This is a genomic window from Janthinobacterium sp. PLB04 (assembly GCF_021165895.1).
GTDB lineage: Bacteria > Pseudomonadota > Gammaproteobacteria > Burkholderiales > Burkholderiaceae_D > Janthinobacterium > Janthinobacterium lividum.
The window spans coordinates 1,548,548-1,574,884 of sequence record NZ_CP088968.1; the positions used below are offsets into that span (position 1 = coordinate 1,548,548).

A 26,337-nucleotide genomic window follows, 5' to 3' on the forward strand; every position below is an offset into this window, starting at 1 on the left:
CACATCCGCACAGAATTGCTATGAATACAATTGAGGCTAAAAAAGTCCTCGAAACCGCGTTGCTGTGCGCTCGTGAATCGCTGACGATCCACAGCTTGAAGAAGCTGTTCGTCGATGCGGACGAGAATGGTCGCGTGCGTGGTGTCGGCGTTGGCGCCGATACGATCAAGCAATTGCTGGAAGAGTTGCGGCAGGAGTGGGAAGGGCGCGGCATCGAGATCGTCAGTCTCGCTTCGGGCTGGCGCTTTCAAAGCCGCCCGGAAATGAAGATGTATCTCGATCGCATGACGCCCGAGCGGCCGCCCAAGTATTCGCGGGCGACCCTGGAAACCCTGGCCATCATCGCCTATCGCCAGCCGGTGACGCGCGGCGATATCGAGGAGATTCGCGGCGTTGCCGTCAATTCGCAGACGATCAAGATGCTGGAAGACCGTGGCTGGGTCGATGCCATCGGCTACCGCGACGTGGTGGGACGGCCGGCCTTGCTGGCCACCACCAAGCAGTTTTTGGATGACCTGGGTTTGCATTCGCTGTCCCAGCTGCCGCCTTTGCAGCAAATCAGTGAAATGCAGGGCAATGGGCTCGAAGCCCTGGAAGCGGCCCTGCAAGAAAATTTTGACAAGGCAAGCAATGAGCTTGTCCCCCAGCTTGGTGCAGGTAGCAATACGGCTGTGACAGATGTAGATGTGACAGCAAGCCTTGATGCCGGCCCCGATGCTTCGCCCACGGACGAAGCCTACACTCACGACCCTGCGCCAGAACTAACGGTTGACGCTGCGCCAGGTCAGCACAGCCAAGAAACGAAGAATGAATAATCCGAACACACCCGAGACAGTAATCGCCAGCGACGAAGCCATCGTTGCCAAGCCCAAGCGCCGCACCAAGGCCCAGATCGAAGCCGATACGGCTGCTGCTGCAGTTGCCGGCGATACCGCCGCTGCCAAGCCGAAGCGCCGCACGAAAGCCGACGTGGCTGCCGACGCGCCCGTTGCCGCTGCTGCGGTAGAAGAAGCTGCGCCTGCCGTCAAGAAAACCCGCGCCAAGCCAGCCCTGAAGGCGGTGGCCGACGCCGCCGAAGCGGCTGCCGAAGCCGTCGCCGCACCTGCGCCGCGTCCACCGCGCGCCCGCGCCGCCGCGAAGGCCGCTGCCGCCGTCGCTGAAACGGCGCCGGAAGCCGTCGCCGACAAGCCGGCCGAAGCGCGCCCGACCCGCGGTCCGCGCCAGATGCGTGGCGTGCAGGCGGAACGCGCGCTGCGCCAGCCGCCGCGCGCGGAAGCGCCGCAGGCAGCCGATGCCGTTGCCGCAGCGCCTGCCGCGGAGCAAGCTGCGGCGCCTGTCGCCGACGTGTTCGATGCCGAAGGCAATCTCGTGTCCGGCCCGCGCCTGCCGCGCGGTCCGCGCAACGATGTACCGGGCGCTGGCAAGAATGCCGGCAAGAGCCGCAAGAAGGGCAAGGGCCGCCAGGCTGCGCCAGGCAAGCTCAGCGACGCTGATGCCGTGTTCTCGTTTGTCACCTCCGACGCTTTCGACAGCGAAGAGGGCGGCACGGGCCGCGTGCAGAAAGCGGCCGTGCGCCGCGACCTGACGTCCGACGATGACGCGCCGAAGCTGCACAAGGTGCTGGCCGAAGCCGGTCTCGGTTCGCGCCGCGACATGGAAGACCTGATCATTTCGGGCCGCGTGTCCGTGAATGGCGAGCCGGCCCACATCGGCCAGCGCATCCTGCCGAGCGACCACGTGCGCATCAACGGCAAGTTGATCCAGCGCCGCGTCAGCAAGAAGCCGCCACGCGTACTGGTCTACCACAAGCCGGCCGGCGAAATCGTCAGCCACAACGACCCGGACGGCCGTCCATCCGTGTTCGACCGCCTGCCGACCATGAAAGCGGGCAAGTGGCTGGCCGTTGGCCGCCTCGACTTCAACACGGAAGGCTTGCTGCTGTTTACCACGTCCGGTGACCTGGCCAACCGCCTGATGCACCCGCGCTACGGCATCGACCGCGAGTACGCCGTGCGTACCCTGGGCGAGCTGGAAGAGGGCATGCGCCAGAAACTGCTGGCCGGCGTCGAGCTGGAAGACGGCCTGGCGCAGTTCTCGAAGATCGCCGATGGCGGCGGCGAAGGCATCAACAAGTGGTACCGCGTGGTGATCGGCGAAGGCCGTAACCGCGAAGTGCGCCGCATGTTCGAAGCGATCGGTCTGACCGTTTCGCGCCTGATCCGTACCCGCTACGGCGCCATGACCCTGCCGAGCGGCCTGAAACGCGGCCGTTGGGAAGAGATGGATGAAAACACCGTGCGCGACCTGCTGACCGCCTACGGCATCGAAAAGAAAATGCCGGCATCGGGCGACCCTCGTGCCGCTGGCGCCGCCAAGGGCCGCGAAGCGCGCAAGGCCAGCCGTGATGACGAGCCGAATGGCAACCGCATCGATGTGAGCAACCGCAACGCCGATCCTTTCCCGGTCGCGCCGCGCCGTGGCCAGCCGCAAGGCCAGTTTGCCCGTCCGCAAGGTCAGGGTCGCCCGGGCGGCGCAGGCCGTCCAGGCGAAGCGCGTGGTCCTGGCCGCGGCCAGCCGCAAGGTCCGTTCCAGGGCGGCCAGCCCCGCTCGTCGGCATCGTTCGAAGGTTCGCCACAAGGCCAGGGTCGTCCGCCGCGTGCGGCAGGCCAGGGCCGTCCGGCCGGTGGTGGCGAAGGCCGCGCGCCGCAGCGCGGTCCGCGCCAGCCCGATCCGCTGCAGACGGCATTCGGCTTCGCCAACACGGGTCCGCGCCGCAATACGGGCGGTGGTGCCGGTGGGCAAGCGCGTTCCGGTGGCCAGCCGCGTGGCGGCATGGACCGTGGCGGCATGGATGGCATGCCGCGCCGCCGCAGCAAAGGTTAATCGGGAAGAGTTTCTTCTTGCGCGCCCGCTGATCTGCTGCGGGTGCGCGCTCTTGTAACTGTTGTAAGCCGGGCCGCTCCTTGCGTGCGGCATTGCGGCGAAGTTAATAAGAGGTTATAATCTGCAGCCTAATAAAAGTTCTCCGCAGGGTTGTTTGGTGGGGAGTGCTTTCATCTGGTTGGGAAAATACAAGAAGATGGGCAGATGCCCATTTTTTTTTTGTTGAACCGTTTGTAATGGCTCCGCAAGGGGCCATATATGACTTGAATGCGTGTTTTTGCATGTTGTCGGCGCTCAATGCGGCGCTCTCATGCTGAAAACGGGCCTTATTTCTGGAGAATTTCTTGCAGCAGTTGGGATTAATTGAAAAGACAGTGATTGGTCTGGGCTATGAGCTCGTTGATGTCGAACGTGCCGAGCGCGGACTGCTGCGCGTCTTTATTGATTTCAGCGCCGCCGATGCCGCTGAAAAAGGTCCGATCACGGTCGAAGACTGTGCCACGGTGAGTCACCAGTTATCGCATGTGTTGACGGTAGAGAACGTTCCTTACGAGCGTCTCGAAATTTCTTCCCCGGGTCTGGATCGTCCGGTGCGCAAGCTGGAAGACTTTGTCCGTTTCGCAGGCCAGGAAATCATCGTCAAGCTGATGGTGGCGATGCCGGGTACGAACAACCGGAAATCGTTCCAGGGGATCTTGCAAGAACCCGTGGGCGATAAATTGTCGTTGGAATTTGAAGGTAAGGATGGTCCGGCGATGTTGGAGTTTACGCTCGCGGATGTGGATAAGGCACGCTTGGTGCCGCAGGTGGTTTTTAAGGGACGCAAAGCATGAGCCGCGAAGTTTTATTATTGGTTGACGCGCTGGCGCGCGAAAAAAACGTCGATAAAGATGTCGTCTTCGGCGCCCTCGAATTCGCGTTGGCGCAAGCCACGAAGAAACGGTATGAGGGTGAGGTAGACATCCGCGTTTCGATCGACCGCGAAACGGGCGAATTCGAATCGTTCCGCCGCTGGCACGTGGTGCCCGATGAAGCGGGCCTGCAATTGCCGGATCAGGAGATCCTGCATTTCGAGGCAAAAGAACAGATTTCCGATATCGAAGTCGATGACCATATCGAAGAACCGATCGAATCAGTTGAATTCGGCCGCCGTTTCGCCCAGGATACCAAACAGGTCGTCCTGCAGCGCGTGCGTGATGCCGAACGCGAACAGATCCTGGTCGACTTCCTGGAACGCGGCGATTCGCTCGTCACCGGCACCATCAAGCGCATGGAACGCGGCGACGCCATCGTCGAATCGGGCAAGATCGAAGCGCGTCTGCCACGCGACCAGATGATCCCGAAAGAGAATCTGCGTATCGGCGACCGTGTGCGTGCTTTCATCTTGCGCATCGACCGCAACATGCGCGGCCCGCAAGTGATTCTGTCGCGCACCGCGCCGGAATTCATCATGAAGCTGTTCGAACTGGAAGTGCCGGAAATCGAGCAAGGCATGCTGGAGATCAAATCCGCTGCCCGCGATGCCGGCGTGCGCGCCAAGATCGCCGTCTACACGGCCGACAAGCGCATCGACCCGATCGGTACTTGCGTCGGCATGCGCGGTTCGCGCGTGCAGGCCGTGACTGGCGAACTCGGTGGCGAACGCGTCGACATCGTGCTGTGGTCGGAAGATCCGGCGCAGTTCGTCATCGGCGCCCTGGCGCCGGCGAACGTGTCGTCGATCATGGTCGATGAAGAAAAACACGCGATGGATGTCGTCGTGGACGAAGAAAACCTGGCAATCGCGATCGGCCGCTCCGGCCAGAACGTGCGCCTGGCCTCGGACCTGACCGGCTGGAAGATCAACATCATGACGGCCGAAGAATCGGCTGACAAAGCTGCCCAGGAAACGGCTGCCGTGCGCATCCTGTTCATGGAAAAGCTCGATGTCGACCAGGAAGTGGCCGATATTCTGGTGGAAGAAGGTTTCGCCAGTCTGGAAGAAATCGCTTACGTGCCAATTTCCGAAATGCTGGAAATCGAATCGTTTGACGAAGATACCGTCAATGAACTCCGTACCCGTGCGCGTGATGCGCTGGTTACCGAAGCGATTGCTTCGGAAGAGGGTCTGGAAGGCATGGACGAGGCGTTGGTGGGTCTGGAAGGCATGGACCGCATTACCGCCGGCAAGCTGGGTCTGGCTGGTATCAAGACCGTTGAAGCATTTGCAGCACTGGCATACGACGAATTTGGCGCAATCCTGGCCTTGTCTGCGGACCGTGCGCGTGAACTGATTACAAGTGAATTTAAAGATGTGACCGACGATGAGATGAAGTTGGTTGACTCGAAATACGACGATCGTGCCAAGGCGTTGCAAGCCAAGGCATGGAGTCTGGCCGAATCCGCAAAGGCTTAATTTGAGTATCTTTATCATCTCCGCGACACATAGAAAAGAGGACTGAATGGCGAGTAACAACGTAGCCCAATTTGCCACCGAACTGAAGATGCCTGCAGATTTGCTGCTGACGCAGCTGCGTTCTGCCGGCGTCGAGAAAAGTTCGACGTCAGATCCATTGTCGAAAGATGATAAGGACAAGCTTTTGGATCATCTGCGCCGCACACACGGCGCAGCGGCTGACACAGAAAAGAAAAAAATCACCGTGACCCGCAAGGAAACGACTGAAATCAAGCAAGCTGACGCAACCGGCAAATCGCGCACCATCCAGGTGGAAGTGCGCAAGAAACGCACTTTCGTCCAGCGTGACGAAGCTGCGCCGGTCGCAGCAGAACCGGTCGCGCCTGCCGCACCGGTGATCGATCCCGCCGACGTGGCGCGCCGTGAAGAAGAAGCCCGTAAACAGGCTGAACTGATCGCCCGCCAGGAAGCCGATCTGCGCGAAAAGCAAGAACGTCTGGCCAAGCTCGACGCGGAAAAAGAAGCCCAGGCGAAAGCCACGCAACAGGCTGAACTGGCTGCGAAGAAAGAAGCGGAAGCGGAAGCGAAGAAAGCCGCTGCCAAGGCTGCTGCCGCGCCTGCCGCCAGCGCTGCTGCGCCTGTCGTTGACGACGCCGCCGCCGAAGCGAAAAAAGCTGCTGCCGCCGAAGAAGCGAAGAAGAAAGCGGCTGCCGCTGCTGTTGCCGCCAAGGAAGCCGCTGACAAAGCGGAAGCCACCGAGCGTGCACGCAAGGCCGTTGCCGACGAAGTTGCCCAGATCAAGGCCATGATGAACGCGCCACGCCGCGCCATCAAGGCACCTGAACCCGTACCGGTTCCGGTCAAGCCGAAGGCGCCGGAAGGCACCCTGCACAAGCCTGCTGACAAGAAACCTGGCGACAAGCCGGGCGACAAGAAGCCTGCTGTTGCAGACAAGAAATCCATCAAGTCGGCCAATGTGTCGTCCACCTGGTCCGATGACGCGAAAAAACGCGGCACCACCGGTGGTCCCAAGCCACGCGGCAATAGCGGCCCAGGCGGCCGTGACAGCTGGCGCGGTGGCGCGAAGGGCCGTCGCCCGACGCACCATGACGACCGTGAATCGAACTTCCAGGCTCCTACGGAAGCCGTCGTCAAAGACGTGCACGTACCGGAAACGATCACCGTGGCCGAACTGGCGCACAAAATGTCCGTCAAGGCATCCGAAGTCATCAAGCATTTGATGAAATTGGGCCAGATGTGCACGATCAACCAGGTGCTGGACCAGGAAACCGCCATGATTCTGGTGGAAGAAATGGGCCACAAGGCGTTCGCCGCCGAACTGGACGATCCGGAAGCGTTGCTGGCCGATGTGGGCGAACACGCGCACTTCGAAACCAAGCCACGCGCACCGGTGGTCACCGTCATGGGTCACGTCGACCACGGCAAGACCTCGCTGCTGGACTATATTCGTCGCGCCAAGGTTGCCTCCGGCGAAGCGGGCGGGATTACGCAGCATATCGGCGCTTACCACGTCGATACGCCACGCGGCATGATCACCTTCCTCGACACCCCGGGCCACGAAGCGTTTACCGCCATGCGTGCCCGTGGCGCCAAGGCAACCGACATCGTGATTCTGGTGGTTGCCGCCGACGATGGCGTGATGCCGCAAACGAAAGAAGCGATTGCCCATGCGAAAGCAGCCGGCGTACCGCTGGTCGTGGCGATCAACAAGGTCGACAAACCGGGTGGCAACGTGGACCGCGTGACGCAGGAACTGGTCGCAGAACAAGTGGTACCGGAAGAATACGGTGGCGAGTCGCCATTCGTGCCGGTCTCGGCCAAAACGGGTCAAGGTATCGACGACCTGCTGGAACAAGTGCTGTTGCAAGCCGAAGTGCTGGAACTGACGGCACCGGTCGATGCGCCTGCACGCGGCCTGGTAGTCGAGGCACGTCTGGACAAGGGCCGTGGTCCTGTCGCGACGATCCTGGTGCAGTCCGGTACCCTGAAGCGCGGCGACGTGATTCTGGCGGGCTCTTCGTATGGCCGTGTTCGCGCCATGCTGGACGAGAACGGCAAGTCCATCGCTGAAGCGGGTCCTTCGATTCCGGTCGAAATCCAGGGCTTGACGGAAGTGCCGGTTGCCGGTGAAGAAGTCGTCGTCATGGCTGACGAGCGCAAGGCGCGTGAAATCGGTCTGTTCCGTCAAGGTAAGTTCCGCGACGTGAAACTGGCCAAGCAGCAAGCTGCGAAACTGGAAAACATGTTCGACCAGATGGCCGAAGGCGAAGTGAAAAACTTGCCGTTGATCATCAAAACCGACGTGCAAGGTTCGCAAGAAGCGCTGGTCGGTTCGCTGCAGAAACTGTCGACCTCCGAAGTGCGCGTACAAGTCGTTCACGCAGCCGTCGGCGGCATCACGGAATCGGACGTCAACCTGGCAGTCGCCTCGAAAGCGGTCATCATCGGCTTTAACGCCCGTGCTGATGCCCAGGCACGCAAGCTGGCCGAGTCGAATGGCGTGGACATTCGCTACTACAACATCATTTACGATGCGATCGACGAGATCAAATCGGCGTTGTCGGGCATGTTGGCACCAGAGAAACGCGAAACCGTCATCGGCCAGGTCGAGATCCGCCAGGTTATCCTGGTCTCGAAAGTGGGCGCGATTGCCGGTTGCCTGGTCACCGATGGCGTGGTCAAGCGTGCTTCTTCCGTCCGCCTGTTGCGCAACAACATCGTGGTGTGGAGCGGCGAGATCGACTCCCTGAAACGCTTCAAGGACGATGCGAAAGAAGTTCGCGCCGGTCTGGAGTGTGGCCTGTCGCTGAAGAACTACAACGACATTCAGGTTGGCGACACGCTGGAAGTGTTCGAAGTCCAGGAAATCGCTCGTACCCTGTAATCACAGAAGTAATGGCGCGGACATATCGTTGTCCGCGCAAACACGTGGGGCGCATTGGTCAACGGGCAACCGTTTGACCCATGCGCCCTGCGGCACTTAGGACAGCATAATAATCATGGCTAAACATAGCAAAACCATGCCAGCGCGCGGCTTGCGCGTGGCCGACCAGATCCAGCGCGATCTGGCTGAAATCGTCGCCTACGAATTGAAGGACCCACGCGTCGGCACGATGATCACCATCACCGAAGTGCAGATCACCCCCGATTACGCGCACGCCAAGGTGTTTTTCACGATGTTGAAAGACAGCAAGGAAGCCATCAAGAACACCACCGAAGGCCTGATGGCCGCGTCTGGCTTCATCCGTGGCTTGCTGGGCAAGCGCCTGCACATCCACACCCTGCCGATGCTGCATTTCGTGCATGACAGCTCGACTTCGCGCGGCATGGAAATGTCCTTGCTGATCGACAAGGCCAACGCCACGCGCGCGGCCGACGCCGAGCCGGACGAAAAGCCTGCAGACAAAGCGGACGAGCAATAAGCGTGGCGGGTCCGAAGAAACCGCCCGGCATCAAGCGGGTGCGCGACCTGGTCGATGGTGTCCTGCTGCTGGATAAGCCTGTCGGCTGGTCCAGCAACGACGCCCTGATCAAGGCCAAGCGCGTCTTGAACGCGAAGAAGGCGGGCCATACGGGCACGCTGGATCCGTTCGCCACGGGTTTGCTGCCGCTGTGCTTTGGCGAAGCAACCAAGTTCTCGCAGGACTTGCTGGAAGCCGATAAAACCTACGAAACCCTGGTGCACCTGGGGCAGACGACGGATACGGGCGACACGGAAGGCGAAGTGCTGGAAACGCGCGACGTCAACGTCACCGACGAGCAGATTGAAGCCGTGCTGGCGCAGTTCCGCGGGCCTATCCTGCAGACGCCGCCCATGTACTCGGCCTTGAAAAGGGACGGCAAGCCCCTATATGAGTATGCAAGGGCAGGCATCACCCTGGAGCGCGAAGCGCGCCCGGTGACCATCCACAAGCTCGAGTTCCTCGGCTATGACGCCCCGTTCCTGAAATTGTCCGTGATGTGCAGCAAAGGCACGTATATCCGCGTGCTGGGCGAAGACATCGGCCATGCCCTCGGTTGCGGCGGCCATTTGAACGCCTTGCGCCGCACGCAGGTGGGCAGCCTGACGCTGGACGGCGTCGTCACGCTCGACGAATTGACGGCGCATGCCGAACCGTTGAGCCTGCTGGCGCCCGTCGATGCATTATTGTCGAGTTTCCCTGCCGTCCAGCTGACGGAAGAATTGGCCAAGCGTTTCCTGCATGGCCAGCGCATCGCGCTGGGCAAGGAAGACGTCGCCGTACCGGCCGAACCGGGCCGTGTGCGCGTGTATCACGACAGCAAGTTGCTGGGCACGGGCCAGTTGCAGGAGTACAGCATCCTGGCCCCGGAGCGTCTGATCGCGACAGCACATCAATAAGTCACAGCAACGTCATATTACCCAGCGACACTCGTTAAACAGTGTCGCTTTTTTAAACAAATCGTCCCCGACTGCGGGAGCCGCCAGCATTTTTAGATAGCGTTGCAACGCAACATGCTATACTACGCGGTTCCGGAAATAGATTAGCATTCGGGTATCTCGTACACCTTGTACGCACTCCGCAGTTTTTCAGTAACTACTACGACCATGTCAAATACAAAACGCGCAATTCGTAATATCGCCATTATCGCCCACGTTGACCACGGCAAAACCACGCTGGTGGATCAGCTGCTGCGCCAGTCCGGCACCTTCCGTGAAAACCAAGCGGTCGACACCCGAGTCATGGACTCGAACGACCTGGAAAAGGAGCGCGGCATTACGATTCTGTCGAAGAACTGCGCCGTTGAGTACGAAGGCACCCACATCAACATCGTCGACACCCCAGGCCACGCCGACTTCGGCGGCGAAGTGGAACGTGTTCTGTCGATGGTGGACTCGGTTCTGCTGCTGATCGATGCACAAGAAGGCCCGATGCCGCAAACCCGTTTCGTCACGCGCAAGGCGCTGGCACTGGGTCTGAAGCCTATCGTTATCGTCAACAAGATCGACCGTCCAGGCGCACGTCCGGACTGGGCCATCAACCAGACGTTCGAACTGTTCGACAAGCTGGGCGCTACCGACGAACAACTGGACTTCCCTATCATTTACGCTTCGGGCCTGAACGGCTATGCCGGCCTGACCGAAGACGTGCGCGGCGGCGACATGAAGCCGATGTTCGACGCCATCCTGGAACACGTTCCAGTACGCGACGACAATCCTGAAGGCCCGCTGCAAATGCAGATCACCTCGCTGGACTACTCGTCGTACGTCGGCAAGATCGGCATTGGCCGCGTCAACCGCGGTACCGTCAAGGTCGGCCAGGACGTGCTGGTCATCAATGGCCCAGGCGCCACGCCAATCAAAGGCCGCATCAACCAGGTGCTGAACTTCAAGGGCCTGGAGCGCGTGCTGGTGGACGAAGCCGTCGCCGGCGACATCTGCCTGATCAACGGTATCGACGAAATCGGCATCGGTTCGACCCTGTGCGCAGTGGACACTCCGGAAGCGCTGCCTATGCTGACCGTCGACGAGCCGACCCTGACCATGAACTTCATGGTCAACAACTCGCCACTGGCTGGCCGCGAAGGCAAGTTTGTTACCTCGCGTCAACTGCGTGACCGTCTGGAAAAAGAATTGAAAGCCAACGTTGCTCTGCGCGTGGCACCAACCGACGACGACACGATCTTTGAAGTATCGGGCCGCGGCGAGCTGCACCTGACGATTCTGATCGAAAACATGCGTCGCGAAGGCTTCGAGCTGGCCGTTTCGCGTCCACGTGTGGTCTTCAAAATGGTCGATGGCGTGCGCCACGAGCCGTTTGAAAACCTGTCGGTTGACGTGGAAGAAGTCAACCAGGGCGGCGTCATGGAAGAACTGGGCCGTCGTCGTGGCGACCTGCAAAACATGGAATCGGATGGCAAGGGCCGCGTGCGTCTCGAGTACCTGATCCCGGCGCGTGGCCTGATCGGCTTCCAGGGCGAATTCATGACCCTGACCCGCGGCACCGGCCTGATGAGCCACGTATTCCATGAATACGCGCCAGTCGACAACACCCGTGGCGAAATGGCCGGCCGTCGTAACGGCGTGCTGATCTCGCAAGATGACGGCGCTGCTGTTGCCTACGCTATCTGGAAACTGCAAGACCGCGGCCGCATGTTCGTGTCGCACAATGACCCAGTCTACGAAGGCATGGTCATCGGTATCCACTCGCGCGACAACGACCTGGTCGTCAACCCGATCAAGGGCAAGCAGCTGACCAACGTGCGTTCGTCGGGTACCGACGAAGCGGTGCGCCTGGTGCCGCCAATTCAGATGTCGCTGGAATACGCAGTCGAATTCATCGAGGACGACGAACTGGTGGAAATCACGCCTAAATCGATCCGTCTGCGCAAGCGCTTCCTGAAAGAGCACGAGCGTAAAAAAGCGTCGCGTGATTCGTAATCTGTTGTAGAGCATGGCCTGCGGGCCATGCCGCTCCCGGCCCGCTGCGCCGCGTCACCATCACTGGTGAGGCGCGCAGCGGGTTTGTCATTTGCAGCTCCTGTTTTTTTGTAGACACCATGACTTCCTCTTCTTTGCCTTCCCGCCGCCTGTCCGTCGCCCCGATGATGGACTGGACCGACCGCCATTGCCGCAAGTTCCACCGCGAAATCACACGCCATACCTGGCTCTATACCGAGATGGTGACGACGGGCGCGCTGGTATACGGCGACGTGGAGCGCCATTTGCGCTTCAACGAGGAAGAGCATCCGGTGGCGCTGCAGCTGGGCGGCAGCGATCCGAAGGATCTGGCCACCAGCGCCAAGCTGGGCCAGCAGTGGGGCTACGACGAAGTCAACCTGAACTGCGGCTGCCCGTCCGAGCGCGTGCAAAAGGGCGCGTTCGGTGCCTGCCTGATGGCCGAGCCGCAACTGGTGGCCGACTGCGTGAAAGCCATGCGCGACGTGGTCGATATCGACGTCACGGTGAAACACCGCATCGGCATCGATGACAGCGAATCGTACGACTTCGTGCGCGACTTCGTCGGCACCGTGGCCGACGCCGGCTGCAAGACGTTTATCGTGCATGCGCGCAACGCCATCCTGAAAGGCCTGAGCCCGAAGGAGAACCGCGAAGTGCCGCCACTCAAGTATGACTATGCCTACCGCTTGAAGCGTGATTTTCCCCAGTTCGAGTTCATCATCAATGGCGGCATCAAGACCCTCGACGAGATCGACCTGCACCTGCAGCACCTGGACGGCGTCATGCTGGGCCGCGAGGCGTACCACAACCCGTATGTGATGGCGCAGTTCGACCAGCGCTACTATGGCGACGACGCTCCCGTCAAAACGCGCGAACAGGTGCTCGAAGCGATGATTCCCTACATCAGCGCGCAGCTGGAAAAAGAGGCGGGGCGCTTGAAGCTGAACAGCGTCACGCGCCACATGCTGGGCCTGATGCAGAACCTGCCCGGCGCGCGCGGCTTCCGCCAGACCTTGTCGGATTCGAAGAAGCTGGCCTCGGGCGACCCGCGTTTGCTGCTGGAAGCGGCGGCGCGCTTGTCCTTGCCTGCCTGATGCGCGGCGACTGCCACGCCCATGCACAGCAGTTGCATGGCTACCTGCAAGCCGTCACCGCGCTGAAGGATGATGGCAGTCTGTTTCTTTGCGAGTATCTGGGGCCCATCGCGCCGCAGGCGTCGCTCGACGCGCTGTGCCGCACGCTGAAGCTGCCGCCGGACGGCATGCGCCTGCAGCCGATCGAAAGCATGGTATGTAGCGGTGCCTTGTGCACGCCGCGCCAGTGGCTGCTCGAGCGCTTGCTTCCGACGAGCGAGGCCGACCGCGAGCCGCTCGACACCCGTTTATATGACGGTTTCGAGGGCGAACTGTCCGAGCTGCTGGGCAGCGAGCCGTACTGGTATCAATTGGTATCATCGGGCCAGGGCATCGCGGCTGGTCGATTGGGTGCCATCTGGAGCATCTTTGTCTTCGGTACGGACGGCCACGCCTATATGATGTATTGCAGCTGGGACCGCTGATCCAAGTTGTCTATACCGCTGCCCCGGCGCAGTGGTATTGTCCGCACCACCCCTTCCTCTGAGTACCTTTCCCAAAACGATGTCATATGGCTATGCCATGTGTTGTAAATGCGCTGTTTCGGCGCACGCCCGCACTGTCGTGGGGCATTTCTAAGGGGCAAGAAACGGCATTGTTGCCATTTCCCCGAAGAAAGTTAATCAGCTATTTATTCAGGTACTTATTGCTTGCTTTGAGGCAAAATTTACACCTATAATTGATTATAGACAAATATTTCTCATATGAATGTTTGATGTTGATCTCACATCAACGGTGTCAAAAATTCAGTGTGTGGAACAAATTTGCATTCGCAGTCACTGGCGTTTTCAGGGCTGTTGTAGACCAGGAAGTACCCCAGGCTGCGTGCGGCCGGAGACCGCCAGCATACCAATGGGTAAGGGCGGATACCGGTGTTACGCAGCCTTCGTCTTGTCGTGCCGGGCAAAATTCTTATCAATAGTTTCATTTACGAAGAGCCGAAATGAATTTAGCAAAAATGAAGGTTGGTACCCGCCTGGGTCTGGGTTTCGCCCTTGTACTGGTTCTGCTGGTGGCCGTGACCGTCCTCGGCATCGCGCGCATGGCGCAAATCCAGGAACGTCTCGATCACGTGATCAATGTCAACAACGTCGTCACCCGCCTCGTGATCGACATGCGTGGCAACGTCAGCGACCGCATCACTTCGCTGCGCATCCTGACCCTGATGACCGATGCGGGCGATATGGAACCTGAAATGGCGCGTATCAAGACGCAGACCAGCACCTATCAGGAAACGCAGAAGAAGCTCGAAGAGAAATTCGCCGTCGAGTCGACTTCTGAAGAAAAAGCCCTGCTGGCCTCGATCAAGGAATATGAAGCCGCCGCCATGCCGGCCATCGCCAAGGCATCCGCGCTGTGGATGGCCAACGATGCGGAAGGCGCCACGCGCGTGATGATCAAGGAAATCCGTCCGGTACAGAAAAAATGGATGGAAGCGCTGGAGCAGCTGGCCGTGCTGGAAGACAAGCTCAATGAGCAGATGCAATCGGACGCTCGCAAGGCCTTCGACAGCGCGCGCCTGTTCATGATCATCCTCGGCGTACTGGCCGTGGCGATGGGCGTGGCAGCGGCACTGGTGATTACCCGCGGCCTGCTGAAACAGCTGGGCGGCGAACCGGACTACACGGCATCGATCGCCGGCAGCATCGCCAATGGCGACCTGTCGATCGGCATCCACACGCAGCCTTCCGATACCTCCAGCCTGCTGGCGGAAATGAAGGAAATGCGCAACAGCCTGGTGGGCATCGTCGGCCAGGTGCGCGTCGGTACGGAAACCATCGGCACGGCCTCGCGTGAAATTGCCGACGGCAATATCGACCTGTCGTCGCGTACGGAAATGCAGGCCAGCGCGCTGGAAAAAACCGCGTCGGCAATGGAAGAGCTGACCTCGACCGTGAAACAGAATGCGGACAATGCGCGGGAAGCCAACAAGCTGGCCGCCACCGCTTCGGATGTTGCCATCAAGGGCGGCTCCGTGGTGTCGCAAGTGGTTGACACCATGAGCTCGATCAATGAGTCGGCGAAGAAGATTGTCGACATCATCGGCGTGATCGATGGCATCGCCTTCCAGACCAACATCCTGGCGCTGAACGCGGCCGTGGAAGCGGCACGTGCCGGCGAGCAAGGCCGCGGCTTTGCCGTGGTGGCGTCGGAAGTGCGCAACCTGGCCCAGCGCTCCGCTGGCGCGGCGAAAGAAATCAAGATCCTCATCGACGATTCGGCCGAGAAAACGGAACGGGGCACGCGCCTGGTCGGCCAGGCTGGCGTGACGATGGGTGAAGTGGTCGACAGCGTGCGCCGCGTGACCGACATCATGAGCGAGATCGCCAGTGCCAGCCAGGAACAAAGCGCCGGCATCGAACAGGTCAACCTGTCGATCATCGAGATGGATGGTATGACGCAGCAAAATGCCGCCCTGGTGGAGCAGGCAGCCGCCGCGGCGCAAAGTTTGCAAGACCAGGCGGCCGAACTGGCCCACGTGGTCAGCATCTTCAAACTGGTCGAAGGCGAAGAGAAGCCGGCAGCGTATGTGCCGGCTCCCGTGGCCGCCGCACCAGTGGCCGTGCGCAAGCCGGCAGCGGCATTGCGCCCGGTGAAGTCGCTGACCCGCAAGGCGGAAGCGGCCGCTCCCGTGGCCGCCGCGGCGCCACGCAAGGCGGCAGGCGCCGGCAGCAATGACGAGTGGGAAGAGTTTTAAGCGCGGTCAACAGCGCACCGGAAATTGTAATTACCGTATCTGATAATCATGGGGAAGCACATGTTTGAGAATAAGCGTTTTATGAGTGTTGCAGCAGCCTTGCTGGTGTCCGTTTCTTCCGCGGCCTTTGCTGCCGAGGTGCCGGCGTCGTTCGATGCCAAGAACTGCAAGGCCGACTATCCGAAAGCCTCGCTGATGAACGAAGAGCAGGGCACCGTGTCGATGTCTTTCCTGGTCAATGCCGATGGTACTGTTGCCGATTCGAAAGTCGACAAGAGCAGCGGCTTCAAGAACCTGGACAAGGCTGCCATCAAGGCCCTGTCCGCGTGCAAGTTCAAGCCGGGCACCAAGGATGGCGCCGCAGCGCAAACCTGGACCAAGGTTGACTACGCCTGGAAGCTGGACTGATCCACGTATTGCCGGGAGCGAGGCTCCCGGCATGGCATATCCGCTACGGGCGGCGCCTGCAAGGGTGCCGCCCGTACTGTTATGTGCGCCAGCCAACGGCACTGTCGCCGCCGATTCTGTTACCCTCGAAACATACCTTCGGGATCTCCCATTACAAGAGGCCTACCATGCAGCGCATCCTGACACTTTTTTCCCTGGCCGCCAGCGGCTTGCTGCTTTCCGCCTGCGCCTCGCTGGGCAAGCCCGTGGGCTTGCAGGCGGGGCAGACCGTGGCCGTCGTCAATAGCCTGAGCTGGGATAATCCCCTGACGGGCAAGCGCGACGGCGTGCGCACCAGCTGGCCCATCAAGGATGGCAAGATTGCCCCTGAATATTTCCCACTGGCGCAATTGAAGCAATGCGAGGCCGGCGGCAAGCCTTGCGCCTGGGGCGTGATGCGGGCGCAGCGCAGCGCGCCCACGCTGAGCTATGTGGACGGCGGCGTGGACCTGGCCGTGAGCGTATCGACCGACGTGGCGCGGCGCCAGGATGCGCGCCAGGGCGAGACGCAAACGGCGATGGCGATTCCGCAGGATGTGGCCGCGTTGGCTGGCCGGCAACAGGTGCAGCCCAGCTGGAAATTGAAGTATGGCAAGGTCGAGCAGGTCGAGCTCGATTACGGCGTGCGCTACCAGGTGTGCGTGCAGCGCTACGATGCGGCCGGCAAGGCCATCGATACGTGCGCGATTCCGTTTATTTGAGGAAACATGCCGCACGAGTGGCTTGTGGCGGCTTTGCCACATTTCATGTTGCGGCGTGCGTCGGCGTGTAACAATCGGTAAAAGCGCAGCAAAGCTCGACGTAATTTCTTATAGTACTTAATTAAGGTAGTACATGGAATTGGTACTCGAGGAGAATTGCAATGAAAACCCTGTTGGCAGTAATTTCGCTGGCCGCCCTGGGTGGCTGCGCCGTGGCACCCCCCGGTCCCGCATATTACGGTTCGCGCGCGCCGCAGGGGGCCTACAATCCCTATGAATGGCATACGGTCTCGTCCGAGCCGGTGCAGTCGGGCCGCGTGATGAGCGCACCGCGCGTGGAGTACACGAATGAACCCGTGTACGTGCAGCAGCAGCCGGTGTACGTGCAGCAACCCGTGTATGTGCCGGCGCCCGTGTACGCGCCGCAACCGTATTATTACAATCCGCCCGTGACGATCGGGCTGGACTTCATGTTCGGCTTTGGGCGCTACGGTGGACACCGCGGTGGCTGGGGCGGGCATGGACGCTACCACGGCCGCCGCTAGACTATTGCGCTTGCATGCAGGACAAAGCCGGACAAGCGTTGCTTGCCCGGCTTTGTCATTTTATTAGTGGAAATAAACCGAACCCTGGTGCAGCACGTCCGCCGAACACAGGATGTACATCGCCGCCGCTGCCAGACCTATTTGCAAGGCGCCAAAGCTGATCGGGATGAGGCGGGACATGTCGTACTCCTGAGTGGTGTGAGGTGTGGTCAGGTTTTCATCATAGGATGAGTTGATGCCTTTGGGCATCGGATGAATGTCCGCCGCCATGTAGGACAACACCTCGTGCCTGGCGGCCCGCCTCGCTCTCCGGTTACTTAGCGGTTTTTCCAGCGCACCACCGGCTCTTCCGGCGCCGTGTCCGGCACGTTCGAGATCGCCAGCCAGTGCGTCAGGCGTTCCGGGTGCTTGAGATTGATGCCCATGCCATCGATGATGCCGACCTGTTCCAGCATGCGCGCATCGATTTTCGCTTTCGACACCGTGGGCGCGCCCATGACCATGCGGTCATACGCCTTGCGCGCCTTGTGTTCCCACTTGTGCAGATTGCTTTCGTCGAAGCGGTTCGCTTCGAAATATACGGTCAGGGTGCCATCGAGGTTGCCGAAGCCGACAATGCCCGCGCCCTTGCGGATGGTGGTGGTGTTGTTGATGTCAAATTCCGCCGTGGGCACGAAAATGCCGGCGCGGCCATCGATGTCAGGACGCCCTACGGGCGTTTCCTTGCCGTAGGAACTCGTTTCGGTAATGGTTTTTTCTGCGGACATGGTGCGTGTGTGGTGGCCGTGCCGGGAGCGCAATCGGGCCCGGCAGCGCCAGTCATCCTGTTCAAAAAATGCGTGCTGATGATCAGGGCGGGGTAGGGGCCCTGGCGGAGCGATGCTTGGCATTGCTTGATACCCCGCTATTGTAGCGTCAATTTAATTCTTCTTGGCAACATTTACTGATGTGATGCTGCCGTTTTCCCATGAAAAAAGCCGCCCGGCCAGGCGGCGGAGCGGCTGTTGCGCGACGGCTTTTCAGATTCAGGCAGCTGCCTTGCGGCGCGCCATGAAACCCAGCAAGCCCAGGCCCAGCAGCATCATGGCGTAGGTTTCCGGTTCCGGCACGGCAGCCGTCACCGAGACGTTGTCCAGGTAGGAGCCGTAGGTTGGCGCGGAGACAGGGCCGATCGATTCAAAGCGCAGCAGGCTCGACGAGCCGAGCGCCGTGACGTTCTGGCTGTAGGTTTGCCACACGCCGCTCGTGGTGCCGACCAGCGCCGTTGGCGTCAGGAGGGTCGAACCCCAGTAGACATTCATCAGGCTGTTGGCGCCGCCCGGGGTATCGGGACGGCCCGAGTAGGCGAATGACAGCGCGTAGGTGCCGCCGGCCGTGGTGGCGATCGTCTGGTAGGTGGACGACATACTTTCCGTGTTCAGTTCCAGGTATTGCGTGCCGTCTGCCGCGACGGGATTGAAGCCGCTCAGGCCGCCTTGCGTGGCGCCTTTCTGAATTTCAAAGGCCGTGTTGCCGCTGACAGACGAAGTCCAGCCTGTAATGGCGCTCAACTGGGCATAAGGCGAGGAGATGGCATTGCTTTCAAAACTGCCGTTGACCACCAATTCGGTCGCGGCGTTGGCGGTGCCGGCGGTGACCAGGGTGGCCAGTGCGGCGATCTTCAGCAAGGTGGCAGGCGTGTTCATGTGAGCTCTCGTTTTAGTTGATTAAAAGATCATTCAATTTCCTAAATGACATTTAAAGAATATCACCAAAAATCACATAAAGAACGCCCGCTCGCTGAAAATATTTGCAATTGTGAAATCATTTGTATCTGCACTGCAAGTAATTTCTATGGTGAACTAATTGCAATTTTGCTCCACAGTGAACGCGGCCTGCAGCGTGCTTGCAGCAAAGAATTTTTGTGACATCGGGGACGTAAAAAAAACCTGCACCATTACAACAATGGTGCAGGTTTTTGCGTGCAGCAAGCGTGCGCCCCCCGCCTATCGATTCGATAGGCGGGGGCGGCGGATCAGCTCAGAACGCCAGGCGGCCCTGCAGGTAGACCATGCGCGGCGCACCCACCATCTTGCCCAGGTTGCCGTCCGATGTGCGCGTGAAGTAGCGCTTGTCGCTCAGGTTGTTGACGCCGGCGACCAGCTCCAGGTCCGCCTGGCCCGGCACTTTCCATTTCACTTGCGTGTTCCAGGTGCGGAAGCCGGGAATGACGCCCAGGTTGCCGGCCGGGTTTTCCGCCACGGTGTTGGCTTCGTCCGCGAACTGGCGGCTCTGATGGTTGCTCGACAGGTCGAAGCCCCAGGCGCCCAGCTGGTAGTGGGCGCCGACGGTGTCCGTGTTGCGCGAATAGAAGGGCACGTCATTGCCCGCATTCACGCCATCCTGCAAGGTCGCCTTGGTGTAGGTGTAGGTGGCGTAGGCATTCAAGCCGGCCAGCGGGCCGGACTTGTCGAAATGGTAGTCGATGGCCGTTTCCAGGCCCCGGTGATGCGTGGCGCCCACGTTGTAGAAGACGGCGCTTTCGCCGCTGCCGACGGACTGGATCTGGTTGTCGAACTTGATGTTGAACAAGGTCGCTTCGGCCGACAGCTGACCGCTCTTCCAGCGCGCGCCCAGTTCGGCCGTCTTGGCCAGTTCCGGCTGCAGTGGATTCTTGTCCGATTGCGAGTTCAGCTGCGTGTTTTGCACGGCGCCAAACGAGCTGTTGTAGTTGCTGAACAGGGTCACGTTGTTGTTGAGCAAGTACGCCACGTTCAGCGAAGGCAGGGCCTTGTTGTTGAGCAACTCGATCTTCTGGTCGGTCGGCAAGTGGTTGAAGCGTTCCGTCTTGATGTGTTCGTAGCGCACGCCGGGCGTGATGCGCCAGGCATCGATGGCGATCTTGTCGTCGATATACACGGCTTGCGCATCGGTGGAATTGTTGGCGAAGCGCGTCGGCTTTTGCTTTACACCGCTGGCGATGACGATGTTGTAGATGGTCTCGTCGGCCCGTTCGGCCAGGTAGCGATAGCCGACGGTGATGTCCTGCGATACCTTGCCGGTCGTGAAGCGCTGCGTGTAGCGCGGCTCGATGGCCGTCGTTTCATAGTTGCGCGGCTGGCGGCCCAGGCCCGTGCGGCCAGTGTTGATCAGGGTGCTTTCGCGCGAGCTCTTGTTGTAATAGGCGCGCACTTCGAATTCCTGCGTGCTGGAAATGGCGTTCAGGTAGCCGATGTCGAAGGCCTTGCGCTCGCCGCTCCAGTAATCGGTAGGGCGCGTGTTCTGGAACGGGTCGGCCTTGTACTGGGCGGCGGTCAGGCCGCCCGGCGTGCGCGACGTCACGTCGTAGTAGGACAGCTTGGCGTACACCTCGGCCGTCGGGCTCAGATCGTAGCGGAATTTGAGGGCGAAGTCGTTGACCTTTTCATCGCTGCCCACGCGCCAGTCGCTGCCACGGATGCCGGAATACAGCACGGCAAGGCCCAGGCCGCTGTCGAGCTGGGTGCCGGCAAAGACGCTGGCCTGCGTATTGTGGCCCACTTCGCTGTACGAGTTGTAGCGGACGGTAGCGTCGCCCGTGATGCCTGGCGTGGTGGGCACGCGGCGTGTCTTGAAGTTGATGATGCCGCCCACGTTTTGCGGGCCGAAGCGCACGGCGCCGCCGCCGCGCACGACGTCGACCGTCTCGACATTGGCCAGGCTGACGGGCGCGAACGACAGTTGCGGCTGGCCATACGGCGCCACCGACATCGGGATGCCGTCCAGCAAGACCGTGCTGCGCGGCGAATAGCGTCCGGCCAGGCCGCGCACGCCGATGTTCAGTGAAATGGCGCTGCCGGCGCTGCCCGAGTTGTCGCTGATCTGCACGCCGGGAATGCGGCGCATCACATCGCTGAGGCTGGTCGCGCCCGAGTTCTCGATGTCATCCTTTTGCACCACCGTGCGGGCACCCGCGAAATTCTTCGTGCTGGCAGCCATGCTCGTGCCCAGCAAGTTGCTGCTGACCTGGATGGATTCCAGGATGGGGCCGGCGTCATCTGCGGTATTGGCCTCCTGTGCCTGCGCGGAAAAAGAAACGCCCAGGCAGGCGAGGGCGATGGCCAGCGCGCACGGGCGCAGCGAAAAGGGCAGTGTGAAAGGTGTGGCAGCCATGCATGGATCTCCGTAATGACAATGTTTGCGCGGGCAATCGGGCGGCGCGACAACATCGTGGCGTGGACATCCGGCGCAAGGGGATGATAATGATAATGATTCTCATTTTATCCGTCAATTGCGAATATTGCGTATTGGCCATATGGCTGCCTGCGGGCGGAGAAGTGTTGCTGGCCCGGTACAGCGGGCGGCTTGGATTGCCGCCTGGCACCATTGCTCGGGTGCGGCGGCATTGCGCGCGCTTCTTGTATACTCCCGCTTTTGCAGCCGTCAGACGTAAACGTACAATGAGCCAGACAACTGAAACGACACCAGGCAATCCCCCCGTGGAACGCCGTCAGGGCGACCAGCCGGCAAGTGCTGCGCGCAAATTGAATCTGCTGGTGGTCGATGACAACCAGGAAGTGGGCGAATCGCTGGCCATGCTGCTTGAAGCGCTGGGCCACCACGCGGTGGTGGTGCGCAACTGGCAGATGGCGGTCGAGCAAGTCAAGCTGTGCGTGCCCGATGCCGTCTACCTCGACATCGAAATGCCCGGCATCAGCGGCATCGAAATCGGCCGCCGCCTGCACCACAATCCCGAGACGGCCAACGCCGTGCTGATCGCCGTCACGGGCCACAGCCTGCCCATGTACATGGACGATGCGCTGGCCGTGGGCTTCCGCCACTTCCTCGTCAAACCCGTGCGGCTGGACGACCTGGCGACGACGGTGCAGTCGGTGCTGGCGGGCTAGTTCCCGATCCTATGGCCGGCTCAGTGACCACTGCTGGTTGTTCGCGTTGGTCAGATTCCACTGGATGATCTGCGCGTTTTCCGCCGTGCTCAGGTTGAGTACGTCCAGGGTCAGGTTGCTGTAGCGGTTGCTGATCGTCTGGTAGCCGGCAGCGGGACTGGCGAAGCGCCATTGCTGGCCCAGTCCGCCCCAGTAGCTCCATTGGGCGATATTCGTGCCGGCCGTGGTCGAATTGTTGTAGTCGTCCAGGCCCAGCAGGCTGTTCGCATTGATCAGGCTATAGTAGCCATCGCCGTGTCCCACCACATACCATTGCTGGTGTTTTGCTCCCGTATAAGTTTGCTGCTGCACCAGTGCGCCATTCGCCGTGCCGGCGCCCGCCACGGCGAGCGCCTTGCCGCTCAGGCGCGAGCGTAGCACCGTGGGGCCGTCCGAGATGCCGCCACAGCTGGCGACCGTGAAATTGCGCGTCAGGCTGGGCCAGCCGCTGTCATACATCATCTTCAAAATGTCGAGCTTGGCCGTGCCATTGTCGTTGACGTCGTAGTAGTGGACCGACGTGTAGTTGCAGCCATCCTGCTTGAGTACGCCGATATGGCCCGGTCCCTTGTATTTGCCATCGAGGTTAGGCAGCAGCGTGCGCGTGCCGCTGTACGGCCCCGTCACGCTGCTGGCGCGCTGCACTTCCACGTAATACGTGCTGGCCGCGCCCTGGCAGCATTTGCCGCGGTTGACGAACAGATAGTAATACTCGCCGTCGTGCGTGATGTAGGGCGCTTCGATATCCTTGCCGCCGCCACCTAGGATGGTGGTGACGTTGCCGCTCGTCTTGCCCGTGGCCTGGTTGATTTCCGTCACGCCGATGCCGCCAAAGAACGAGCCGTACGACATATAGACCTTGCCGTCATGATCGCGGAACAGGGCCGGGTCGATGGCATTAATTTCCGCACCGCCCCCATACGATTGCACGACGATACCCAGGTCCGTCCAGCTGGGATTTTTCAGCGAGGCGGAGCGGGCCACGCCGATGGCCGACACGGAGGTGCCGAAAGTGGAGACCGAGTAGTACAGGTAATAGTAGCCGTTCATGTGGATCACGTCGGGCGCCCAGTACGAGCCGCTGAAGTTGGGCATTTTATTGGCGATCCAGGCCGGCGGCGTGCTGAACACGGGCGCGGGGCCGGCCGACCATTTCAGCAGGTCCGTCGAGGTGGAATACCAGATGCCGTCGCCTGTCGTGAAATTGAAATACGTATCGCCGTCGCGCGTGAGGGTGCCGGGGTCGTGCGCGTTCGGCACGCCCGTCAGGGTGATCGCTTGCGCATGGGCGCAGAACATCAGGCACAGTGCTGCCAGGATTTGCTTCATCGTTGTCTCCGTACTGTTTTTATGGGGCGGTCCAGGCCGCACCCCAGAGTAGGGCGATGGTCAAATTTGCACTAATGAATTTTTTGCAGGAAGCGATACCGGGGCCGGTATCGGTGAAGATAGAAAAGCGGCGCCGGAATAGAAAAAGCCCGGTTCGAAAACCGGGCTCTTCTTTATTCTGTGGGGTGGCTGATGGGGCTCGAACCCACGACAACAGGAATCACAATCCTGGACTCTACCAACTGAGCTACAGCCACCACTGTCTTACTTACCTGTTTAGCTGTTTTGCTGAACAGGTGCCGAATTATACAAAGAACTCGGCAAAGTGGCAAATCTAAATGCAGTCTTTTTTAAAGAATCGAAAGATTGCATGAAAACGGTCGCTTTTGCTCCCACCGCTCACACGGACAGGTGCGCGACAGGCGGCTGCAAGTCCAGCAAACCGGCGAAGGCTTGCGCCAGGGATTCGACCTTGGCCGTCGTGTAGCCCTGCAGCCGTGGCGCGTCGTTGTTGATGCGGCGCAAGCTTGCCGCATCGAGCAGACGGGCCAGCTGGCGCGCCACGGCGTCGCCCGTGTCCACCAGGGTGATCTGTTCCTGCGTGTGGGCGCGCACCGTGCGTTCGATGGCGTCCTGCACGAAGGGGTAGTGGGTGCAGCCGAGCACCAGCGTGTCGGCGCCTTGTTCCAGCATGGGGGCGATGTAGCGTTCCAGCATGGCGCTGGTGGCGTCCAGCGGATCTGTGCCCAGCTCGCATTGCTCGATGCGGTCGGCCAGGCCGATGCAGGGCTGCAAGATGAACGTGGCGCCCGTGGTGGCGCTCACCTGTTCGCGCAGGGCCAGCAGTTTGTCGCCGCGCAAGGCGCGTTCCGTGGCCAGCACGGCGATCTTGCCATTGCGGCTGATGGCGGCTGCCGGTTTCAGGCCCGGTTCGACGCCGACGATGGGCAGGTCGGGATAGCGCGCGCGCAGCGCCTTGATGGCGGCGATGGTGGCCGTGTTGCACGCCACGACCAGCGCCTTCGCGCCTTGCTGCAATAAAAAGGCGGTGATCGCCAGCGAACGGTCGACCACTTGCTGTTCCGTCTTGTCGCCATACGGCGCATAGCCGGAATCGGCAAAGTAAATCAGGTCTTCCTGCGGCAGCTGCGCGCGGATATGGCGCAGCACCGACAGGCCGCCCACGCCGGAGTCAAAAATACCGATGGGCGCGTCTGGGTGGACATTGCTTGCAATAGAAGTCATGGGGAACCGGAGTAGATAAGAAAACGCCGCGCTGATGTTGCCGCGCGGCGTCTATGGTAGTGCTTGTTTAAGCGACCGTCACGGGAATCTTGCTGACGCTATTGAGTTGCTCGATCTTTGCCTGCCACTCTTTCGGGCCCGTGTTGTGCACCGAAGTGCCTTTCGCATCCACGGCCACCGTCACCGGCATGTCGACCACGTCGAATTCGTAGATCGCTTCCATGCCCATGTCGGCAAAGCCCAGCACCTTGGCGTGCTTGATGGCTTTCGACACCAGATAGGCGGCGCCGCCCACGGCCATCAGGTAGGCCGACTGGTGCTTCTGGATCGATTCGATGGCCACTGGTCCCCGTTCGGCCTTGCCGATCATGGCGATCAGGCCCGTTTTTTCCAGCATCATGTCGGTGAACTTGTCCATGCGCGTGGCGGTCGTCGGACCGGCCGGACCGACGGCTTCGTCGCGCACCGGGTCGACGGGGCCGACGTAGTAAATGACGCGGTTCTTGAAATCGACCGGCAATTCTTCGCCCTTGGCCAGCATGTCCTGGATGCGCTTGTGCGCGGCGTCGCGGCCCGTCAGCATCTTGCCGTTCAACAGCAAGGTCTGGCCCGGCGTCCACGAAGCGACTTCTTCTTTCGTCAGGGTGTTCAGGTCGACGCGCTTGGATTTTTCCGTATCCGGCGTCCAGTGCACTTCCGGCCACGACGACAGCGATGGCGGTTCCATGTAGGCCGGGCCCGAGCCGTCGAGCACGAAGTGGCCGTGGCGCGTGGCGGCGCAGTTCGGGATCATGGCGACAGGCTTCGACGCGGCGTGCGTCGGGTGCATCATGATCTTGACGTCGAGCACGGTCGTCAGGCCGCCCAGACCTTGCGCGCCGATGCCCAGCGAGTTGATCTTGTCGCACAGCTCGATACGCAGTTCTTCCAGCTTGTTTTGCGGGCCGCGTTGTTTCAGCTCAAACATGTCGATGTCTTCCATCAACACTTCTTTTGCCATCAGCATGGCTTTTTCGGCCGTGCCGCCGATGCCGATGCCCAGCATGCCAGGTGGGCACCAGCCGGCGCCCATGGTCGGCACGGTCTTCATGACCCAGTCCACCAGCGAATCGGACGGGTTCATCATGATCATCTTGGATTTGTTTTCCGAGCCGCCGCCCTTGGCAGCGACTTTCACGTCGACGGTATTGCCTTCGACCAGTTCCATGTGCACGACGGCTGGCGTGTTGTCCTTGGTGTTCTTGCGGTCGAAGTGCGGGTCGGCCACGATGGAGGCGCGCAGCTTGTTGTCGTCGAAGTTGTACGCGCGGCGCACGCCTTCGTTGACGGCGTCGGTAACCGTGCCGCTGAAACCTTCGAAGCGCACGCCCATGCCGATTTTCAGGAAGACGTTGACGATACCCGTGTCCTGGCAGATAGGACGCTTGCCTTCCGCGCACATGCGCGAGTTGGTCAGGATTTGCGCGATCGCATCTTTTGCCGCCGGGCTTTGCTCGGCCGCGTAGGCGCGCGCCAGGTGCTCGATGTAATCAGCAGGGTGGTAGTAGCTAATGTACTGCAACGCTGCGGCGACGGATTCGATCAGGTCTTCTTGCTTTATGACAGTCATGGTGTT

Annotated in this window: 22 protein-coding genes and 1 tRNA gene; 15 read left to right on the forward strand and 8 right to left on the reverse strand. The window is 60.6% G+C overall.

Going from position 1 to position 26,337, the window contains the following annotated elements; translation table 11 throughout:
- Nucleotides 1-20 precede the first annotated feature (20 nt).
- From scpB to LSO07_RS06715, 14 genes are all read left to right on the forward strand, one after another.
- Nucleotides 21-815 carry an SMC-Scp complex subunit ScpB gene (scpB, locus tag LSO07_RS06650; protein ID WP_034782524.1) on the forward strand — a complete coding sequence of 265 codons (795 nt, stop codon included), beginning with the start codon at nucleotides 21-23 and terminating at the stop codon, nucleotides 813-815.
- Entirely contained in the window at nucleotides 808-2,883 is a 2,076-nt protein-coding gene (gene rluB, locus LSO07_RS06655) for a 23S rRNA pseudouridine(2605) synthase RluB (protein WP_151092930.1), read from the forward strand. The genes scpB and rluB overlap by 8 nt, the downstream gene beginning before the upstream one ends.
- Before the next feature lie 344 nt (nucleotides 2,884-3,227).
- Nucleotides 3,228-3,716, forward strand: a complete 489-nt coding sequence (gene rimP, locus LSO07_RS06660) for a ribosome maturation factor RimP (RefSeq protein WP_034782527.1) — start codon at nucleotides 3,228-3,230, stop codon at nucleotides 3,714-3,716.
- Nucleotides 3,713-5,278 carry a transcription termination factor NusA gene (gene nusA / locus LSO07_RS06665; protein ID WP_034782529.1) on the forward strand — a complete coding sequence of 522 codons (1,566 nt, stop codon included), beginning with the start codon at nucleotides 3,713-3,715 and terminating at the stop codon, nucleotides 5,276-5,278. Before rimP ends, nusA begins: the two co-directional genes overlap by 4 nt.
- Before the next feature lie 46 nt (nucleotides 5,279-5,324).
- Nucleotides 5,325-8,183: a translation initiation factor IF-2 gene (gene infB / locus LSO07_RS06670; RefSeq protein WP_034760145.1), complete on the forward strand. Its 2,859-nt coding sequence runs from the start codon at nucleotides 5,325-5,327 to the stop codon at nucleotides 8,181-8,183.
- 115 nt (nucleotides 8,184-8,298) lie between these two features.
- On the forward strand, nucleotides 8,299-8,721 hold the full coding sequence (rbfA, locus tag LSO07_RS06675; protein WP_034782531.1) for a 30S ribosome-binding factor RbfA: 423 nt from the start codon (nucleotides 8,299-8,301) through the stop codon (nucleotides 8,719-8,721).
- Between the two features lie 2 nt (nucleotides 8,722-8,723).
- The gene (gene truB, locus LSO07_RS06680) at nucleotides 8,724-9,659 is read left to right on the forward strand and encodes a tRNA pseudouridine(55) synthase TruB (protein ID WP_052140133.1); all 936 of its coding nucleotides are present in this window, start codon (nucleotides 8,724-8,726) and stop codon (nucleotides 9,657-9,659) included.
- A gap of 207 nt (nucleotides 9,660-9,866) precedes the next feature.
- A complete protein-coding gene (gene typA / locus LSO07_RS06685; protein WP_034782534.1) occupies nucleotides 9,867-11,699 on the forward strand; it encodes a translational GTPase TypA in 1,833 nt (610 codons plus the stop codon).
- A gap of 164 nt (nucleotides 11,700-11,863) precedes the next feature.
- Entirely contained in the window at nucleotides 11,864-12,814 is a 951-nt protein-coding gene (dusA, locus tag LSO07_RS06690) for a tRNA dihydrouridine(20/20a) synthase DusA (RefSeq protein ID WP_430750578.1), read from the forward strand.
- The gene (locus LSO07_RS06695) at nucleotides 12,814-13,278 is read left to right on the forward strand and encodes a hypothetical protein (protein WP_151092932.1); all 465 of its coding nucleotides are present in this window, start codon (nucleotides 12,814-12,816) and stop codon (nucleotides 13,276-13,278) included. The genes dusA and LSO07_RS06695 overlap by 1 nt, the downstream gene beginning before the upstream one ends.
- A 533-nt stretch (nucleotides 13,279-13,811) precedes the next feature.
- Nucleotides 13,812-15,551, forward strand: a complete 1,740-nt coding sequence (locus tag LSO07_RS06700) for a methyl-accepting chemotaxis protein (protein ID WP_151094067.1) — start codon at nucleotides 13,812-13,814, stop codon at nucleotides 15,549-15,551.
- A gap of 81 nt (nucleotides 15,552-15,632) precedes the next feature.
- Nucleotides 15,633-15,959, forward strand: a complete 327-nt coding sequence (locus LSO07_RS06705; RefSeq protein WP_092611776.1) for an energy transducer TonB — start codon at nucleotides 15,633-15,635, stop codon at nucleotides 15,957-15,959.
- A 167-nt stretch (nucleotides 15,960-16,126) separates the two neighbouring features.
- Nucleotides 16,127-16,699, forward strand: coding sequence for a hypothetical protein (locus LSO07_RS06710; RefSeq protein WP_151092933.1), 573 nt, complete (start codon nucleotides 16,127-16,129; stop codon nucleotides 16,697-16,699).
- A gap of 161 nt (nucleotides 16,700-16,860) precedes the next feature.
- Entirely contained in the window at nucleotides 16,861-17,244 is a 384-nt protein-coding gene (locus LSO07_RS06715) for a hypothetical protein (protein WP_034782540.1), read from the forward strand.
- Nucleotides 17,245-17,307: 63 nt separating this feature from the next.
- Here LSO07_RS06715 and LSO07_RS06720 read toward each other — a convergent pair whose 3' ends face one another.
- The 4 genes from LSO07_RS06720 to LSO07_RS06735 form a co-directional block, all read right to left on the reverse strand.
- Nucleotides 17,308-17,514: a hypothetical protein gene (locus tag LSO07_RS06720; RefSeq protein ID WP_151092935.1), complete on the reverse strand. Its 207-nt coding sequence runs from the start codon at nucleotides 17,512-17,514 to the stop codon at nucleotides 17,308-17,310.
- Nucleotides 17,515-17,561: 47 nt separating this feature from the next.
- On the reverse strand, nucleotides 17,562-18,011 hold the full coding sequence (locus tag LSO07_RS06725; protein ID WP_034782544.1) for a hypothetical protein: 450 nt from the start codon (nucleotides 18,009-18,011) through the stop codon (nucleotides 17,562-17,564).
- A 258-nt stretch (nucleotides 18,012-18,269) separates the two neighbouring features.
- The gene (locus LSO07_RS06730; protein ID WP_151094069.1) at nucleotides 18,270-18,929 is read right to left on the reverse strand and encodes an FxDxF family PEP-CTERM protein; all 660 of its coding nucleotides are present in this window, start codon (nucleotides 18,927-18,929) and stop codon (nucleotides 18,270-18,272) included.
- 334 nt (nucleotides 18,930-19,263) lie between these two features.
- On the reverse strand, nucleotides 19,264-21,375 hold the full coding sequence (locus tag LSO07_RS06735) for a TonB-dependent receptor family protein (RefSeq protein ID WP_151092937.1): 2,112 nt from the start codon (nucleotides 21,373-21,375) through the stop codon (nucleotides 19,264-19,266).
- Between the two features lie 287 nt (nucleotides 21,376-21,662).
- Between LSO07_RS06735 and LSO07_RS06740 the strand changes: the two genes are divergently transcribed.
- Complete coding sequence (locus tag LSO07_RS06740; protein WP_161789566.1) at nucleotides 21,663-22,109, forward strand: response regulator; 447 nt, start codon at nucleotides 21,663-21,665, stop codon at nucleotides 22,107-22,109.
- Nucleotides 22,110-22,118: 9 nt separating this feature from the next.
- Here LSO07_RS06740 and LSO07_RS06745 read toward each other — a convergent pair whose 3' ends face one another.
- The 4 genes from LSO07_RS06745 to LSO07_RS06760 form a co-directional block, all read right to left on the reverse strand.
- Nucleotides 22,119-23,477, reverse strand: a complete 1,359-nt coding sequence (locus LSO07_RS06745; RefSeq protein ID WP_151092941.1) for a family 43 glycosylhydrolase — start codon at nucleotides 23,475-23,477, stop codon at nucleotides 22,119-22,121.
- 181 nt (nucleotides 23,478-23,658) lie between these two features.
- Nucleotides 23,659-23,734 (reverse strand) — tRNA-His (locus tag LSO07_RS06750).
- A gap of 142 nt (nucleotides 23,735-23,876) precedes the next feature.
- Entirely contained in the window at nucleotides 23,877-24,722 is an 846-nt protein-coding gene (gene murI, locus LSO07_RS06755; protein ID WP_151092943.1) for a glutamate racemase, read from the reverse strand.
- A gap of 67 nt (nucleotides 24,723-24,789) precedes the next feature.
- The gene (locus LSO07_RS06760) at nucleotides 24,790-26,331 is read right to left on the reverse strand and encodes a fumarate hydratase (RefSeq protein ID WP_034784516.1); all 1,542 of its coding nucleotides are present in this window, start codon (nucleotides 26,329-26,331) and stop codon (nucleotides 24,790-24,792) included.
- Nucleotides 26,332-26,337: the final 6 nt, after the last annotated feature.